The sequence below is a fragment of the Defluviitalea phaphyphila genome (genome assembly GCF_001466305.1).
Taxonomy (GTDB): domain Bacteria; phylum Bacillota; class Clostridia; order Lachnospirales; family Defluviitaleaceae; genus Defluviitalea_A; species Defluviitalea_A phaphyphila.
Genome location: NZ_JWID01000019.1, coordinates 1 through 16,535, shown reverse-complemented (window position 1 = coordinate 16,535; position 16,535 = coordinate 1). Strand labels below are relative to the sequence as shown.

The window sequence follows — 16,535 nt, the reverse complement described above, 5'->3', positions numbered from 1 at the left end:
ATATTTAGTGTTAAATAAGAATATTTTTAGGATGGAGAAATTTCATGAAAGATAAATTAAAGCAATTTTGCAATTCGATAGGAATTGAATGTGTAGGTATTGCAGATAAAGGACCATATTATGAATTAGGAAAAATTCTTAAAAAAAGAGTGAAAGATAAGCATAATAATGAATTTGAAGAAAAAGATATTAAAAAAAGAATAGACCCTACTTTAACTCTTGAAGATGCTAAATCAGTTATTGTATGTATTTTCCCTTATTATATTGGAGAGGTAAAAGAAAAAAATATATCGAATTATACTTTTAGTCTTGATTATCACAAAATTATAAAAAATAAATTAGAACAAATAGGTAAATTTTTAGATAAAGAAATAAATAATTTTCATTATAAAAGTTTTGTAGATACTGGACCTTTGGTAGATAGGTATTTAGCTTATAAAGCTGGATTAGGTTTTTATGGAATAAATGGTCATATAATTACAGATAAATATGGTTCTTATATTTTTATAGGGTATATAATAAATAATTATCCTTTTGAAGTAGATAAGCCTATGAATAAAACTTGTATGCGATGTGGAAAATGTATAAAAGAGTGTTTGGGGTCTGCAATTCTTGGTAATTTTAATATAAATACTAATAAGTGCAAATCTTATATTACTCAAAAAAAAGGAGAATTATCTGAGGAAGAAAAGAAAATAATAAAAAAAAGTAATTTAGTATTTGGGTGTGACGTTTGTCAAGAGGTATGTCCTCATAATATAAATATTAAAGAGACTAATATAAAAGAATTTAGAGAAAATATAATAACTAAAATAGATTATAATGAAATTTTAAATATTTCTAATAAAGAATTTATAAGAAGATATAAAGAAAGGGCTTTTGCCTGGAGAGGGAAAAAAATAATTATTAGAAATTTTGAAATTATAAAAGAAAAAGTATAAAATTTAAAGGATTGAAAAATATTTCTCAATCCTTTAAATTTTTATTAAAAATTATAGGAAATAAAGATGAAAATAATTTTATATAAATATGATTTTATCATCTTTTAATTTAACATGAACTGTATTTCCTTCAGAAATTTCTCCTTTAAGGAATAGTTCAGCTAATTCATCTTCTATGAACTTTTGAATATTTCTTCTTAATGGACGAGCTCCATATTTTGGGTCATAAGATTTTTCTAGAATAAAATCTTTAACATCATCATCTATTTTTAAAATAATATTTTTCTCTCGTGCTTCAGAGATAACTTCTTTCAGCATTAAATTTATGATTTGTTTTAATTCTTCTTTACTTAATTCTGTAAATACAATAACTTCATCAATTCGATTTAAAAATTCTGCTCTAAAAGTTTCTTTTAATGCGTCATGAACTTTATTTTCTAAGGCATGATAGTTATTTTTTTCAAAACCAATACCATGAGCTTTTAAATTAGTTCCAGCATTAGAAGTCATAATTATTATAGTATTTTCAAAATGTACAGTACGGCCTTGACTGTCTGTAAGTCTTCCGTCTTCTAAAATTTGTAAAAGCATATTAAAAACATCCGGATGAGCTTTTTCAATTTCATCTAATAAAATGACAGAGTATGGACGTCTTCTAATTTTTTCAGTTAGCTGACCTCCTTCGTCATATCCAACATATCCTGGAGGAGAGCCTATTAGTTTTGATACAGCATGTTTTTCCATATATTCAGACATATCAATGCGAATTAAAGCTTCTTCACTACCAAATAATTCAGATGCAAGGGTTTTAACTAATTCTGTTTTACCAACTCCAGTAGGTCCAACAAATATAAAAGAAGAAGGTCTTTTTACTTTTTTAAATCCAGAGCGATTTCTGCGAATAGCCTTAGAAAGGCTAACAACAGCTTTATGTTGGCCTATAATTCTTTTATGAAGATTATCTTCAAGGGTTAGAAGTTTTTCTGCTTCTATTTGAGTTATTTTTTGTACTGGAATTTTTGTCCAAGATTCTATAACAGAAGCTACATCATCCATTGTGATTATGACTTTGCTACTTTGTTTTTTTAGTTTTTCAATTTTATCTTGAAGTCTACATTCTTCAACTTTATATTCTGCAGCTTTTTCATAATCATCCATAGAAGCAGCTTCTTCTTTTTTAGATTGTACTAAAGCTAATTCTTCTTTTAGAGCTTCTAATTCTACTAGACCTTGATTTTTAAGATTAGCCCTTGAACCTGCTTCATCTAAAACATCTATGGCTTTATCTGGAAGAAATCTATCAGTTATATATCTTTTAGATAATTTAACTGCTCCTTCTATTACTTCGTCAGGAATGTATACTTTATGATATTTTTCGTAGTAATCTTTTATTCCTTTAATTATTTCAATAGTTTCCGAAACAGAAGGTTCTTCTACAAGAACAGGTTGAAAACGTCTTTCAAGAGCAGAATCTTTTTCAATATATTTTTTATATTCTTCTAAAGTGGTTGTTCCTATAACTTGAATTTCCCCACGGGCTAGAGCTGGTTTTAAGATATTTGCAGCGTTCATAGCTCCTCCTTCAGCAGTGCCAGCTCCAATTATATTATGAACTTCATCAATTACTAAAATTATATTTCCACATGTTTTTGCTTCCTTTATAATTGATTGCATTCTTCCTTCAAATTGTCCTCTAAATTGTGTACCAGCTACAACAGCCGTTAAATCTAAAAGATATACTTCTGTATTACGTAATTTTAGTGGAACTTGTTTTTCTACGATTCTAACGGCTAATCCCTCAGCTATAGCAGTTTTTCCTACTCCAGGTTCACCAATAAGAATGGGATTATTTTTTGTTCGTCTATTAATAATTTGTATTACTCTATCAATTTCTCTATTTCGCCCTATAATTCTATCTACTTCATTTTTTTTAGCTTTTTCTGTTAAATTGATTCCGTAATGATCTAAGTATTTCTTTTTCTTTTTTTTCTTTTCATTTTTAGTAGATTTAGTTTCTGTTGAGTTAGAGGAAACTTCAGATTCATTTGAAGATTGGAAGTCTTTTTCATTAGAACTTTTTATTCCAGAAAAAGCATTGCTAATAAAATTAAAAAGAGAATTTGGGTTGTTATTTATTTCATCAATATTATCAACATTTATATCTTCAAATAAGCTATTCATTTGTTCATTAAGATTTTCTAAATCTTCTTCAGAAAAGTTAGTTTGTTGTAATATATATTTCATTGGAGAAATTCCTTGTTTTTTAGCACAATTCATACAAAGTCCAATCATTTCTTGTTTACCATTAATTGTTTTAGGAATAAAAATAACGGCAACATTTTTTTTGCAAATAGAACATTTTATCATTTTAATCACTCCGTATTATATTGTCTAACTGATTAAGATTATGTGATATTAGTATTATATCATATTATGCAATATAGATTATATATAAATAAAGTGCATGCAGTTATAAATTTTAAATAAGAAAACAATTTTTTATGAAAACATAAATATACATATATAAAAGAAATTACGAAAAAGAATAATTCTAGGGATTTTTATACATATTTTATTATAAAGGATTAGAGACTTCAATACCTGTTTAAATAATAAGTAATATATAATTTTTTATTATACTTTATCAGATATTTTATTTAAATTTTTATACAAAAAAAGCAATATAGCACTATATTATTTCTATATTACTTAAATATCAAAAATATAAAATTTGTATAAAAATATTATATTTTCGTCATAGTATATAATATTAAATGTAATATTAATATAATTTATTTATAATTTAAAAATTAAAGAAATTAGTATAATTTGTAAAAAATAATTTTAAAATATGTCTTAGTTTTTTACATAAAGTATAATATTATTTTTAATAAATAACATTATATTACAAATAGTAAGAAATATTTTATAAGCATTATTAATATTTAAAATTATAAGAAATAAATTATCGATGATATTATACATAAAAAAGTGTAGAGTAAATAACTTATTATAAAATTTTATTATGTATTTATGATATAGAAAAAAAGTATAAAAAAAGAAAGGCTATAAGACCTTATAATGAAAATATTATAAATATTTATTTGTAATTTTAATAATATTAGTTTGAAAGATATATAATATTTAAATAATTATCCTCCTAAAGTTATGTCTTGGGTTTGATACCAAGAAAGTGCTTCATATAAATGATTTTCTTTAAAATCTGGCCAAAAATCATCTATTATATAAAAATCTGCATAAACTGATTGTATAGGTAAAAATCCACTCAATCTTCTTCTTCCTCCCCATCGAATAATAAGGTCAATTCTAGGAATATTTTTAGAGGCATTAGTAGATAAATCCCATTTCCACCCGTAATTTACAAGAAAATTAATATTTATAAGCCCTTTTCCAAAGCGAACTCTTTTATTAGCAAAAGGTAGAAGTTCCTTTGGGAAAAGAGGGGAAGTATGATTACCTATGACTAATAAATTAGCATCTCTATTAGCTAATTTCATTACTGCATCTACGCAAGCTTTTTGAAAGGCTTTGGTTTGAATAGCAGGACGTTTAGTATTATCTTGAGTAAATCCATAAAAAGTTAGTTCTTTAATTCCATGTTTTAAGCAAAGATTATAAAGTTCAAATCCTGGAGCGATACCATAATTATATCCTTCATGTTTTTCTTTATTATGGGATACAGCCCATCTCCTATTTCCATCAGGAATAATACCAATATGTTTAGGTAATCTTTTAAATTTAGTAATTTGCATTTGAAACCTTCTTTCAATTGAGTTTTCATTTTTAATTTTTACCCATAAACTATTTAATTATTCTTATAACTATAAATAAAAGATAATTTCTTAATTTTGACTAGAAGTTCTATGTTTTACTTAAAATTATGATTAATGGAAATGATTTATATAAAAAAAGAAAAAATTAAGAAAATAAAAAGGAAAGCCCTATATTTTTATTTATATTTGTAATAATAAAAATATATTTTAGTAAATAATAAGCAATGATAAAAGAAAATAATAATTAATATAAAATATAACAAGAATATAATTGGATATTAATTTATTTTGTGATACAATATTTTTTGTTTACAACAAAATTTTGCAAAAAAAGAGAGTGAGAAAATGAAAGAATTAAGAGATGATATTAGAAATATAGCTATTATAGCCCATGTAGACCATGGTAAAACTACATTAGTAGATGAACTTTTAAAACAAAGTGGAATTTTTAGAGAAAATCAAGAAATACATGATAGAATAATGGATTCAAATGATTTAGAAAGAGAAAGAGGTATTACCATTTTATCTAAAAATACATCAGTATATTATAAAGGTACTAAAATAAATATTGTTGATACTCCAGGACATGCAGATTTTGGAGGAGAAGTAGAACGAGTTTTAAAAATGGTAAATGGAGTGATATTGGTTGTAGATGCTTTTGAAGGACCTATGCCCCAAACAAAGTTTGTATTAAAAAAAGCATTAGATCTAGAACTTCCTGTTATAGTATGTATTAATAAAATTGATAGACCAGAAGCAAGACCGGAAGAAGTTGTAGATGAAGTGTTAGATTTATTTATTGAATTAGAAGCAGATGATAAACAACTAGATTGTCCTTTTGTATTTACCTCTGCTAAAAATGGAACAGCTTCTTTAGATAGTTTTCATAGAGGGGAAAATATGGAACCCTTATTTAAGACTATTGTAAATTATATACCATCTCCTGTTGGAGATAAAGATGCTCCGTTACAGGTACTTATTTCTACTATTGATTATAATGAATATGTAGGAAGAATAGGCATAGGAAAAGTGGAAAGAGGAAAAATAAAGGTCAATCAAGACGCTATAATTGTAAATGCCTTAGATGAAAATAAAAATCAAAAAGTAAAAATTACTAAGATTTATCAATTTGAAGGTTTAAAAAGAATTCCAGTTGAAAGTGCCACAATAGGAGATATAGTAGCTATTTCTGGAATAGAAGGTATTCATATAGGAGATACAGTTTGTGATGTGTTATATCCTGAACCTCTTCCCTTTGTAAAGATATCAGAACCTACCCTTGCTATGACTTTTTCAGTAAATGATAGCCCTTTTGCTGGACAAGAAGGGAAATTTGTTACTTCTAGAAATTTAAGAGATAGGTTGTTAAAAGAAACTCAAACAGATGTAAGTCTTAAAGTTGAAGAAACTGATTCTATGGATTCTTTTAAAGTATTAGGAAGAGGAGAATTACATTTATCTATATTAATAGAAACGATGAGAAGAGAAGGATATGAGTTTCAAGTATCAAAACCGGAGGTATTATACAAAGAAATAAATGGAAAACGATACGAACCTATGGAAATAGCTACAATTGATGTTCCGGAGGAATTTGTTGGGGCAGTAATTGAAAAATTAGGGAGAAGAAAGGGAGAAATAATAAATATGGGTTCCTCAAATGGAGGATATACTCGTTTAGAATTTTCCATTCCTTCTAGAGGACTAATAGGATATCGATCAGAATTTTTAACAGATACTAAAGGGAATGGTATTTTAAATACTATATTTGATGGATATTCTCCATATAAGGGAGATATAGAAACTAGATCCCAAGGGTCTCTTATTGCTTTTGAAACAGGAGAAGCCGTAACATATGGACTGTATAATGCTCAAGATAGGGGGACATTATTTATTAAACCTGGAACTAAAGTATATGAGGGAATGGTTATAGGCCAGAATCCTAAGGGAGAAGATATAGAAGTTAATGTATGTAAAAAGAAACATGCAACTAATATGAGAGCTTCTGGTTCTGATGAAGCTTTAAGATTATCTCCTCCTAAAATAATGAGTTTAGAAGAATGCCTTGAATTTATTCAAGAAGATGAACTTTTAGAAGTTACTCCTTTAAGTTTAAGAATAAGAAAAAGAATATTAAATAGTGGGCAACGTCAAAAATCCAGAAGAAAGAAATAGTAAATACTGAGGTGTTTTTTATGACAAAGCAAAATACTGGGGGAATATTAGTTAAACAAGCTGCTATTTTAGCTGTTGCTAGCTTAATTGTACGAGTTATAGGTCTAGTTTATCGTTGGCCTCTTACTAATATGATAGGAGATTTTGGAAATAGTCTTTATGGTATAGCATTTACTATTTATATTTTCTTTTTTATACTTTCGTCATCAGGTATTACAGCAGCAGTTTCTAAAATGGTTTCTGAAAGAATTGCTTTAAAACAATATAAAAATGCCCATAAGGTATTTAAAATTTCGTTATTAATAGCGACAATAACAGGAATGGGAGCTTCTTTAGCCTTATGGTTTGGAGCTTCCCCTATTTTAAATTTTATAGCTAAATCTCCAAAAGCTATTTATAGTATAAGAGCTTTATCTCCTACATTATTTATTGTGGCAATCATGGGAGTATTTAGGGGATATTTTCAAGGGATGAATACCATGGTTCCTACGGCTATTTCACAAATTATTGAACAAATTTTTAATGCCATTTTTAGTATTTTTTTAGCAGGATTCTTTCTGAAATATGGGATAGAATTTGGTGCAGCTGGAGGAACTATGGGAACAGGCATAGGAGCCTTAGCAGGATTAATATTTCTTATATTAATATATATATTAATACGTTCTAGAATAATTAAGAAATTTAAAAAACAAAAAGATTGTTACATAGAGGAATCTTTTTTAGACATATCAAAGATGCTTTTTGCAATTTCTATACCAATTATTATAGGTAGTACTATTGCTAGTATTACTAATTTAATTGATATGAAAATGATTATGTCGATTTTACAATCAATGGATATGACAGAAGTTCAAATAAATGAGCTTTATGGACAATTTGTGGGGAAATATGTGACATTAACTAATTTACCCGTTTCTCTTTCTGCAGCTTTAGCAGTAGCTGTTGTACCTAATATTGCAGCCTCTATAGCTTTAAAAGAAAAAAATATCGTGTCAAATAAAGTAAATTTGGCAATAAGAATTGCTATGATATTAGCAGCTCCTTCTGCTGTAGGCCTATTTGTTTTAGGAGATAATATACTTATGATGCTTTTTCCTAAATATCCTTTAGGTGGAGATCTTTTAAGAATAGGTGCAGTAGTAATTATATTTTTATCTTTAGTTCAAGTATTAACAGCTATTTTGCAGGGGATAGGGAAGTCACATGTTCCAGCTGTAAATGCTGGTATTGGTTCATTTATAAAAATTATTTTAAATTTTTTCTTAATTTCTATTCCAAGCCTTAATGTTAAAGGAGCTATCATTAGTGCTATTTTTTCTTATATAATTATGACATATCTTGATATGAAAGCTGTCATTAATTTAACAAAAGTAAAAATACAAGTAGTAAATAATTTTATAAAACCAATTGTTGCTGCTATTAGTATGGGAGTATTTTCTTGGATATTTTATAAAATTATATTTTGGGGAATAAATAGTAATACTTTTGCTACTCTAGGGTCGATTATACTTTCAATGATAATTTATGTTAGTATATTATTATCAATAGGAGGAATTAAAACTGAAGAATTATCTGTAATTCCTATGGGGAAAAGAATATCTGATAAACTTATAAAACTAGGAATAATAAGAGAATAAATAAAAACTCCTACAATGATTTGTATAAATTTATAAAAAATGGCAAATAATAAATAAAAAATCATTGGTTGGAGTGAAAAGTATGTTTATTAAAAAGAAAATATGGTTATTATCTTCTGCTATTTTTATAATAAGTTTTTTAGGCGTCTATAGTTTTTATATGTATTTAATTTCTCCTAAATCTTTTAAGGAACCTAATTCTAATAAAAGTGTAGAAGATTATATAAATAAAAGAGATAGTAATATTAGTGAAGTAGAGATTGACATACAAAAAATAGCAGAAAAGACCCCAGTATCTAAGACAGAAGTTCCTAAAATAACGGAATCTACTGATATGATATATCAATATTATTATGAAGATAATGGAAAAGTGGTAGAAGAAAGAATTAAACCTCCTTATTTTCTTATAGATTTAACAAGAGAAGAATTAGAGAAAAAATATTCAGATTGGCAAATTACATCTTTTTCGAATAAAGAAGTAGTAATGAAAAAAAATATACCGGCAACAGCTATTAATCATTATATGTTAGGAACTTATAATGGATATTTAGCTATTTTTTATTATAATCATTCTAAAGAAATGCAGTTAAAAGAAATTACAGAAACTCCAATTTCTTCATTACCAAAAGAAGAACAAGATAAGTTAAAAAAAGGAATAGATATTTATGGAGAAGAAGCTTTAATTCGTATATTAGAGGATTATAACAGTTAAGAAACGGTAGTACCGTTTCTTTTCTTATGAGAAAATGTAATATATAATAAATTAGAAAATTTAATATAAGAATAAAGGGGTATTTTAATGAAAAAAATAAATAAAGTTTTAATTATTGGTGGAGGGGCTTCAGGGCTTATAGCGGCTATATCAGCTAAAAAAAAAGGAGCAGAAGTGGTTATATTAGAAAAAATGAATAGAGTAGGTAAAAAAATTTTAGCTACAGGAAATGGAAGATGTAATTTAACGAATATAAATATGGAAACCAAAAGATTTCATAGTTCCTATCCTAAATTTGTTATGGGAGCTTTAAATCGTTTTAATGTAAATCAAACTTTAGATTTTTTTGAGCGATTAGGAATTTCTTATAAAATAGAAGATGGAGGAAAAGTGTTTCCTATGTCAGACCAAGCTTCTAGTGTATTAGATGTTCTCAGATATGAAATACAAAGATTAGGAATAAAAGAAATTTGCGAAGCAGAAGTTACAAAAATAGTAAATAAAAACAATAAATTTATTTTATATTTAAAAGATGGGAGAAAATTTTCTGGAGATAGGGTTATAGTGGCTACGGGAGGAAAATCCTCTCCTAATTTAGGATCTAATGGAAGTGGATATGGATTAGTTACACCTTTAGGGCATAAATTAATTACTCCTTTTCCTGCTTTAGTGCAGCTTGTGCTAGAAGCTTGGTTTTTAAAAAGGCTTAAAGGAGTTAAATTTAATGGGAAAATATCAATATTTGATGGGAATAAACCTATTCAAACTGAATTTGGAGAGATTCTTTTTACTGATTATGGAGTATCTGGACCTCCTGTTTTACAACTTAGTAGAAAAGCAGGAGAATTGTTGAATAATAAAAAATCAACCCCTTTTATTTGTATTGATTTATTTCCCAATTTTTCAGAAAAACAAATTGATGATATAATTTTAACTAGATTTTTTAATTATCCTAAAAAATCAGTTGAATTTAGTTTTGTAGGATTTATTAATAAAAGACTTATACCAGTTATTTTAAAGGAAGCAGGAATTAAAGACTTGAATAAATCTTGTTGTAATGTAAATATAACAGAAAGAAAAAATATAATTAAGATATTAAAAAATTGGAGAATTCCTGTTAAAGGAACTCAATCTTGGATGCAATCGCAAGTAACAGCAGGAGGAATAGATGTTAAGGATATTGATCCTAATACCATGGAATCAAAGTTAGTGTCAGGATTATATTTTAGTGGCGAGGTTTTAGATGTAGATGGAGATTGTGGAGGATTTAATCTTCAATGGGCATGGTCTTCCGGATATATAGCTGGAGAAAGTGCTGCTAAAAAGAAATAATATGTATGAAGAAAGGGAATTTTTATGCTTAGATTATCACAGATTAAATTGTCAATTAATCATAAAGAAGATGAAATAAAAAAAGCTATACTAAAAACTCTTAACATAGATAATAAAGATTTAATTTCATATAAAATATATAAACAATCAATTGATGCAAGAAGAAAGAAATTGTATTTTGTATACACTTTAGATATAGAAGTGAAAAATGAAGAAAAAGTTTTAAAGAAAAATAATAAAAAAGTAACATTAGCTCCAGATTTAAAATATAAATATGTTAATACTGGGGAAAAGAAGCTTAAAAATCCTCCTATTATTGTAGGAAGTGGACCAGCAGGATTATTTGCAGGACTAATATTAGCTGAGATGGGATATAATCCTATAATATTTGAAAGGGGTAAAAATGTAGAAGAACGAACTAAAGATGTAGAAAGATTTTGGAAAGAGAAAAAATTACTTGCTAATTCAAATGTTCAATTTGGAGAAGGAGGAGCAGGAACTTTTTCAGATGGGAAATTGACTACGCAAATAAAAAATATTAGATGTAGAAAAGTGTTAGAAGAGTTTATAGAAGCTGGAGCACCAAAAGAAATTATATATAAAAATAAACCTCATGTGGGAACTGATATTTTAAAAAAAGTAGTTGTTAATATAAGAAAAAAGATTATTTCTTTAGGAGGAAAGTTTTGTTTTGAAAGTCAAGTAACAGACCTTATTATAGAAGATAATAAAGTAAAGGGAGTAATTATTAACAATACAGATTTTATAGAAAGTGAAGTAGTTGTATTGGCTTTAGGACATAGTGCAAGGGATACTTTTGAAATGTTATATAAAAAAATATAGAAATTCATCAAAAGCCTTTTTCTATTGGAGTTAGAATAGAACATCCTCAAAAAATGATAGATAAAGTTCAATATGGAGAATATGCAGGAAATAAAAGATTAGGAGCTGCAGATTATAAACTTTCTTATCATTGTTCTAATGGGAGATCGGCATATACTTTTTGTATGTGTCCAGGAGGAGTAGTAGTTGGAGCTGCATCAGAAGAAGGGTATCTAGTAACTAATGGAATGAGTGAATATAAAAGAGATAAAGAAAATGCCAATAGTGCATTATTAGTAGGAATTTACCCAGAAGATTTTGAAAGTGATCATCCTCTTGCAGGAGTGGAATTTCAAAGAAAATGGGAAAAGAAAGCTTTCGAAATTGGCGGATATAATTATCATGCTCCTGCACAACTTGTAAAAGATTTTTTAAATGACAAACCTTCTAAAAAGTTAGGAAAAGTAAAACCTACTTATTTGCCAGGAATAACATTAACGGATTTAAAAGAATGTCTTCCCGATTTTGTAATTGATACTTTAAAAGAAGCTATACCAGCTTTTGATAAAAAATTAAAAGGTTTTGCCATGTCCGATGCAGTTATGACGGGAGTTGAAACAAGAAGTTCTTCTCCTATTAGGATAAAAAGAAATGAAAATTATGAAAGTAATATTTCTGGAATTTATCCTATAGGAGAAGGAGCTGGATATGCAGGAGGAATTGTGTCTGCAGCTGTAGATGGAATAAAGGGAGCTGAAATGATAGCATCTAAATATGCACCTTTTATTAAGAAAATAAAAGAATAATTTTATTATAAATATATTTGTAAAAAATTATCAAATAAAGATTTCTATATTTTTATAAAAGAAGGTTTTCGATTTTTAAAAACTGTTATTTCAGAAAAACCAGCTTCTTTTAAAATAGAATAAGCCTTATCAAAATAAGCACAAACATCCTGTGAACGATGAGAATCTGAACCTATAGTTATTATTTTGCCTCCTAATTCTTTATATCTTTTTAAGATTGGTAATTGTGGATTAGTATGTCCAAGGCCATATCTATATCCTGAAGTATTAATTTCAATGCCTTTATCAGATTTAATAATTGCATTAAGGATAGCATCAATAATATCTTTATAATCTTCATAAGATAGGATTTTGTTATTATAATTTCCGTATCTATTGATATAATCTATATGTCCATATACATCATAATTTAAAAAATTATTTACATTGTTTAATACACATTCAAAATATCTAAGATATGCATTTTTTTGCTCTTTTCCTTTAAAAAAATCTCCATTGTATAAATCTAATTTGTCACAGACATGCATAGAACAAATTACAAAATCAAAAGGATATTTTATAAGAAAATTTTCAATTTGATTTACAATATGAGGTTGAAATCCAATTTCTACTCCTAAAATAATATTAATTTTATTTTTATATTTTTCTTTTAATTTATTAAATTCTTTCATATATTCATCATAATTAATCATAAAAGGAAAGTTTGTATCAGGATAATCATAATCTACATGATCTGTAAGAGCTATTTCTTTTAATCCTAATTTTATTGCAGTTTTTATTTGATTTTCCATTTTTTCGCTACAGTCAGAAGAAAATGAGGTATGTACATGATAGTCAGCATAATACATTTAATCCCTTCTTTCATTTATTTATTTAAATAATAGTTTACATCAATTTCTTAATAAAATAAACATTAAAAAATAAATAAATTAGGTTTGAAATATATAAAATCATGTTATAATAATTATGAGTGAAAAGCTCATTAAAAAATAAAGGAGAATGATGATATGACAGAAAATAATTGTGGGTGTAATAATCACAAAGGAGAAGAATGCTGTGGTCATGACCATGAACACGAAGAAGTGATTTACTTAACTTTAGAGGATGATACTGAATTAAAATGTGATATAATTGGAACCTTTGAGGTAGATAATAAGGATTATATTGCACTTCTTCCAGAAGGAGAAGACCAAGTTTTACTTTATGAATATAAGGAAGATGAAAATGGATTAGAAATTTTAAATATTGAAGATGATGAAGAATTTGATAAAGTTTCAGAGGCTTTTATGGATGCCTTTTCAGAAGCAATAGAATCTATTGATGAAGAAGGCTTTGATGAAGAAGAATAAAAAACGCCGAAATTTCGGCGTTTTTTTATTTCATAGGACGTATAAACATTTGTGTCCAATATTTTACTCCATTCTTATCTGTAGCTAATCCAACACCAATTTGGCTATAAGAAGAACTTAGAATATTACTTCTATGACCAGAAGAGTTCATCCATGCATTCATAACATCTTCTGGAGTTTGTTGACCTTTTGCGATATTTTCCCCTGCAGAAGTATATTTTATACCAAAGTTCTCCATCATGTTGAAAGGAGAGCCGTAAGTTGGAGATTGGTGGGAAAAATAATTATTATCAATCATATCTTGAGATTTCATTCTAGCTACTCTAGATAATTCCCAATTAGTAGTAAGAGGAGATAATCCCGCTTTAGTTCTTTCAGCATTCACTAATTTAATAACTTCAGCTTCTAAAGCCTTAACATCATCGATGTTAGGAATAGTGATTTTTTGATTTGGATAAATTAAAGCAGGATTTTCAATTTGAGGATTTGCTGCTATAATTTCGCTAAGTCCTATTTGATATTTTACAGCAATTTTCCACATACTATCGCCTGGTTGTACAGTGTATGTGGTAGACTCAGCAAAAATTGGCACTGAAAATAAAATAAATAAAGTAAAAATAATAAATAATTTTCGTTTCATAATTACACCTCCAGTATTATTTTTTTACAAAATTTAATAAATATTTATTGTATATTATTCAATTTATGTAATATTTATCTATTAATAAAATTTATTCAAAAATTATGATTGTGACATGTAATTTTAAGAATTGAATATAATAAAAATATTTGATATTATTTAATACAATGATATGATATATAAAGTAAACTTTGTGGAGGGCTATATGAATTTATATGATGTAATTATTATTGGAGCTGGACCTTCAGGACTTTTTGCAGGAATTTCATGCAAAAAAAGTAATGAGAAAGTTTTAATTTTAGAAAAAAATGAGCAGGCAGGGAAAAAATTATTAATTTCTGGAGGAGGACAATGTAATATCACTCATAATGGAGATATAAGAGAATTTTTTAGTCATTATGGGAATAATGGTAAATTTATAAGATATGCTCTTTCAAAGTTTACCAATGAAGATATTTTAAAATTTTTGAAAGAAGAAGGATTAAATTATATAGTTAATGAAGAAGGGAAAATATATCCACATACTAAAAAGGCTTATGATGTATTAAATGTTTTATTAAATAAGTGCAAAAAATTAGGGATTAATATATACTATCATAATAAAGTAATATCTATAGAACATAAAAATGAACTTTTTAAAATAATAACTAATAATAATATATATTTTTCTAAATATCTTATCATTGCAACGGGAGGAAAGTCATATCCTAAAACGGGTTCAGAAGGAGATGGATTTATTTTTGCTAAAAAATTAGGACATAAAGTGGAAAATGTATCTCCTGCTCTTACTCCCTTATATATAAAAAATTATCCTTTTAGTAATTTGGCAGGAATATCTTTAAAAGATACTAATATATCTATATGGAGAAATGAAAAAAAGATTTTATCTTTTCACGGAGATATATTATTTACCCATAAAGGATTGTCTGGTCCTGCTATATTAAATAATTCAAGATATATAAGAAAAGAAGACATAATAAAAATTAATTTTATTAAAAATTTTAATGAAGAAGATTTTAGAAATTTTTTTATCGAAAAATTAGAAATAAATAAGAGAAAAACTTTAAAATCTTTGTTTAGAACATTTAATATTCCAAAACGTTTGTCAGAAAAACTATGGGAAATGTCAAATAGTTCTAATGAATTACAATGTGCTAATGTAGGGAAAAAATTGAGAAATAAAATAATAGAATTACTAACTGCTTTTCCTATGGAAGTAGAAAGGTTAGGAGATTTTAATATTGCCATGGTAACAAAAGGAGGAGTTTCTTTAAAAGAAATAAATCCTAAAACTATGGAATCTAAAAAAATTAAAGGATTGTATTTTATTGGAGAAGTATTAGACATTGATGGAGATACAGGAGGATATAATATTCAAGCAGCTTTTTCAAGTGCAGCAGTAGCTGGACAACACATAAAAACACAAATATAAATAAATTATTAGGAGATGATAAAATGTCTATTAAAATTATAACAGATAGTGCTGCTGATTTGCCTAGAGAAATTATTGATAAATATAATATAAGGGTTATTCCTATTTATGTTTTTTTAAATGGGAAGGAATTTTTAGATGGAGAAACATTAAAAGCAGATACTTTATATAAAGACATGAGAAATGGTAAAATTTATAAAACAGCACAAATTACACCAGAAACTTTTAAAAAGGTTTTTATAGAGTACGCAAAAAATGATGAAGAGTGTATATATATTGCTTTTTCTTCTGGATTATCTGGGACATATCAAGCTTCAATAATTGCAAAAGAGGAAGTTTTAGAAGAATATCCTAATTTCAAATTAGATATTATAGATACAAAATGTGCTTCTTTAGGATTTGGATTAGTGGTTTATAGAGCAGCTCTTATGTTAGAACAAGGGAAGTCTAGAAAAGAAATAGTTGAAGCTATTAAATTTTATTCAGAACATACAGAGCATATTTTTACAGTGGATAATTTAGAATATTTATATAGAGGAGGAAGAGTAAGTAAAACTTCTGCTTTTATTGGAGGAGTTTTAAACATTAAGCCAATTTTAGATGTTGAAGATGGTAGATTGGTTCCAATAGAAAAAGTTAGAGGGAGAAAAAAAGCTTTAAAACAATTAGTAGAAATGGCACAAGAAAGAGGAATTAATCTTAAACATCAAATAATTGGAATAAGTCATGGAGATTGTTTAGAAGAAGCTTTAATAGTTAAAGATATGATGATAAAAAAATTTGACTGTAAAGAATTTATAATAAATAATATAACTCGTTGTGCTAGTTAAAAATTACAAATAAAAAGCTCCAGCATTTTATGTTATCCTATCTTTACAAAGATATTTCCAAAATCCAT

The 16,535-nt window shown here is 26.7% G+C and carries 14 protein-coding genes; 10 read left to right on the top strand and 4 right to left on the bottom strand.

Annotation, left to right across the window (positions count from 1 at the left end; translation table 11 throughout):
- The first annotated feature begins 44 nt into the window (after window positions 1-44).
- A complete protein-coding gene (gene queG, locus OM90_RS10110; RefSeq protein ID WP_058486770.1) occupies window positions 45-941 on the top strand; it encodes a tRNA epoxyqueuosine(34) reductase QueG in 897 nt (298 codons plus the stop codon).
- A gap of 78 nt (window positions 942-1,019) precedes the next feature.
- Here the strand turns inward: queG and OM90_RS10105 are convergent, their stop codons facing one another.
- The gene (locus OM90_RS10105; RefSeq protein WP_058486769.1) at window positions 1,020-3,308 is read right to left on the bottom strand and encodes an ATP-dependent Clp protease ATP-binding subunit; all 2,289 of its coding nucleotides are present in this window, start codon (window positions 3,306-3,308) and stop codon (window positions 1,020-1,022) included.
- A gap of 785 nt (window positions 3,309-4,093) precedes the next feature.
- Window positions 4,094-4,714 carry an undecaprenyl diphosphate synthase family protein gene (locus tag OM90_RS10100; RefSeq protein ID WP_058486768.1) on the bottom strand — a complete coding sequence of 207 codons (621 nt, stop codon included), beginning with the start codon at window positions 4,712-4,714 and terminating at the stop codon, window positions 4,094-4,096.
- Window positions 4,715-5,080: 366 nt separating this feature from the next.
- Between OM90_RS10100 and typA the strand changes: the two genes are divergently transcribed.
- The 6 genes from typA to OM90_RS13600 all read left to right on the top strand — a co-directional run bounded on the left by typA (window position 5,081) and on the right by OM90_RS13600 (window position 12,216).
- A complete protein-coding gene (gene typA / locus OM90_RS10095; RefSeq protein ID WP_058486767.1) occupies window positions 5,081-6,907 on the top strand; it encodes a translational GTPase TypA in 1,827 nt (608 codons plus the stop codon).
- 20 nt (window positions 6,908-6,927) lie between these two features.
- Window positions 6,928-8,544 (top strand): putative polysaccharide biosynthesis protein, encoded by a 1,617-nt coding sequence (locus OM90_RS10090; protein WP_058486766.1) that lies wholly within the window; start codon window positions 6,928-6,930, stop codon window positions 8,542-8,544.
- Window positions 8,545-8,626: 82 nt separating this feature from the next.
- The gene (locus tag OM90_RS10085) at window positions 8,627-9,256 is read left to right on the top strand and encodes a BofC C-terminal domain-containing protein (protein WP_058486765.1); all 630 of its coding nucleotides are present in this window, start codon (window positions 8,627-8,629) and stop codon (window positions 9,254-9,256) included.
- An 87-nt stretch (window positions 9,257-9,343) separates the two neighbouring features.
- A complete protein-coding gene (locus OM90_RS10080; RefSeq protein ID WP_058486764.1) occupies window positions 9,344-10,588 on the top strand; it encodes a BaiN/RdsA family NAD(P)/FAD-dependent oxidoreductase in 1,245 nt (414 codons plus the stop codon).
- Window positions 10,589-10,612: 24 nt separating this feature from the next.
- Window positions 10,613-11,431, top strand: a complete 819-nt coding sequence (locus tag OM90_RS13605; protein WP_330381858.1) for a hypothetical protein — start codon at window positions 10,613-10,615, stop codon at window positions 11,429-11,431.
- 53 nt (window positions 11,432-11,484) lie between these two features.
- Window positions 11,485-12,216: an NAD(P)/FAD-dependent oxidoreductase gene (locus tag OM90_RS13600; RefSeq protein WP_334292093.1), complete on the top strand. Its 732-nt coding sequence runs from the start codon at window positions 11,485-11,487 to the stop codon at window positions 12,214-12,216.
- A gap of 44 nt (window positions 12,217-12,260) precedes the next feature.
- Here the strand turns inward: OM90_RS13600 and OM90_RS10070 are convergent, their stop codons facing one another.
- Window positions 12,261-13,064, bottom strand: a complete 804-nt coding sequence (locus tag OM90_RS10070; protein ID WP_058486763.1) for a histidinol-phosphatase HisJ family protein — start codon at window positions 13,062-13,064, stop codon at window positions 12,261-12,263.
- 159 nt (window positions 13,065-13,223) lie between these two features.
- On the opposite strand from OM90_RS10070, the gene OM90_RS10065 reads away from it, so the two are divergent.
- Window positions 13,224-13,565, top strand: a complete 342-nt coding sequence (locus OM90_RS10065; protein ID WP_058486762.1) for a DUF1292 domain-containing protein — start codon at window positions 13,224-13,226, stop codon at window positions 13,563-13,565.
- 25 nt (window positions 13,566-13,590) lie between these two features.
- Here the strand turns inward: OM90_RS10065 and safA are convergent, their stop codons facing one another.
- Window positions 13,591-14,205, bottom strand: a complete 615-nt coding sequence (safA, locus tag OM90_RS10060) for a SafA/ExsA family spore coat assembly protein (RefSeq protein ID WP_058486761.1) — start codon at window positions 14,203-14,205, stop codon at window positions 13,591-13,593.
- A gap of 205 nt (window positions 14,206-14,410) precedes the next feature.
- On the opposite strand from safA, the gene OM90_RS10055 reads away from it, so the two are divergent.
- Both OM90_RS10055 and OM90_RS10050 read left to right on the top strand, forming a co-directional pair.
- Entirely contained in the window at window positions 14,411-15,637 is a 1,227-nt protein-coding gene (locus OM90_RS10055; protein WP_058486760.1) for a BaiN/RdsA family NAD(P)/FAD-dependent oxidoreductase, read from the top strand.
- A gap of 23 nt (window positions 15,638-15,660) precedes the next feature.
- Window positions 15,661-16,467 carry a DegV family protein gene (locus OM90_RS10050; RefSeq protein ID WP_058486759.1) on the top strand — a complete coding sequence of 269 codons (807 nt, stop codon included), beginning with the start codon at window positions 15,661-15,663 and terminating at the stop codon, window positions 16,465-16,467.
- Window positions 16,468-16,535: the final 68 nt, after the last annotated feature.

Excerpts from the sequence above, each read along its gene's own strand:
- queG (WP_058486770.1), top strand. The coding sequence starts at position 45 with ATGAAAGATAAATTAAAGCAATTTTGCAATTCGATAGGAATTGAATGT.
- OM90_RS10105 (WP_058486769.1), bottom strand. The coding sequence starts at position 3,308 with ATGATAAAATGTTCTATTTGCAAAAAAAATGTTGCCGTTATTTTTATT.
- OM90_RS10100 (WP_058486768.1), bottom strand. The coding sequence starts at position 4,714 with ATGCAAATTACTAAATTTAAAAGATTACCTAAACATATTGGTATTATT.
- typA (WP_058486767.1), top strand. The coding sequence starts at position 5,081 with ATGAAAGAATTAAGAGATGATATTAGAAATATAGCTATTATAGCCCAT.
- OM90_RS10090 (WP_058486766.1), top strand. The coding sequence starts at position 6,928 with ATGACAAAGCAAAATACTGGGGGAATATTAGTTAAACAAGCTGCTATT.
- OM90_RS10085 (WP_058486765.1), top strand. The coding sequence starts at position 8,627 with ATGTTTATTAAAAAGAAAATATGGTTATTATCTTCTGCTATTTTTATA.
- OM90_RS10080 (WP_058486764.1), top strand. The coding sequence starts at position 9,344 with ATGAAAAAAATAAATAAAGTTTTAATTATTGGTGGAGGGGCTTCAGGG.
- OM90_RS13605 (WP_330381858.1), top strand. The coding sequence starts at position 10,613 with ATGCTTAGATTATCACAGATTAAATTGTCAATTAATCATAAAGAAGAT.
- OM90_RS13600 (WP_334292093.1), top strand. The coding sequence starts at position 11,485 with ATGATAGATAAAGTTCAATATGGAGAATATGCAGGAAATAAAAGATTA.
- OM90_RS10070 (WP_058486763.1), bottom strand. The coding sequence starts at position 13,064 with ATGTATTATGCTGACTATCATGTACATACCTCATTTTCTTCTGACTGT.
- OM90_RS10065 (WP_058486762.1), top strand. The coding sequence starts at position 13,224 with ATGACAGAAAATAATTGTGGGTGTAATAATCACAAAGGAGAAGAATGC.
- safA (WP_058486761.1), bottom strand. The coding sequence starts at position 14,205 with ATGAAACGAAAATTATTTATTATTTTTACTTTATTTATTTTATTTTCA.
- OM90_RS10055 (WP_058486760.1), top strand. The coding sequence starts at position 14,411 with ATGAATTTATATGATGTAATTATTATTGGAGCTGGACCTTCAGGACTT.
- OM90_RS10050 (WP_058486759.1), top strand. The coding sequence starts at position 15,661 with ATGTCTATTAAAATTATAACAGATAGTGCTGCTGATTTGCCTAGAGAA.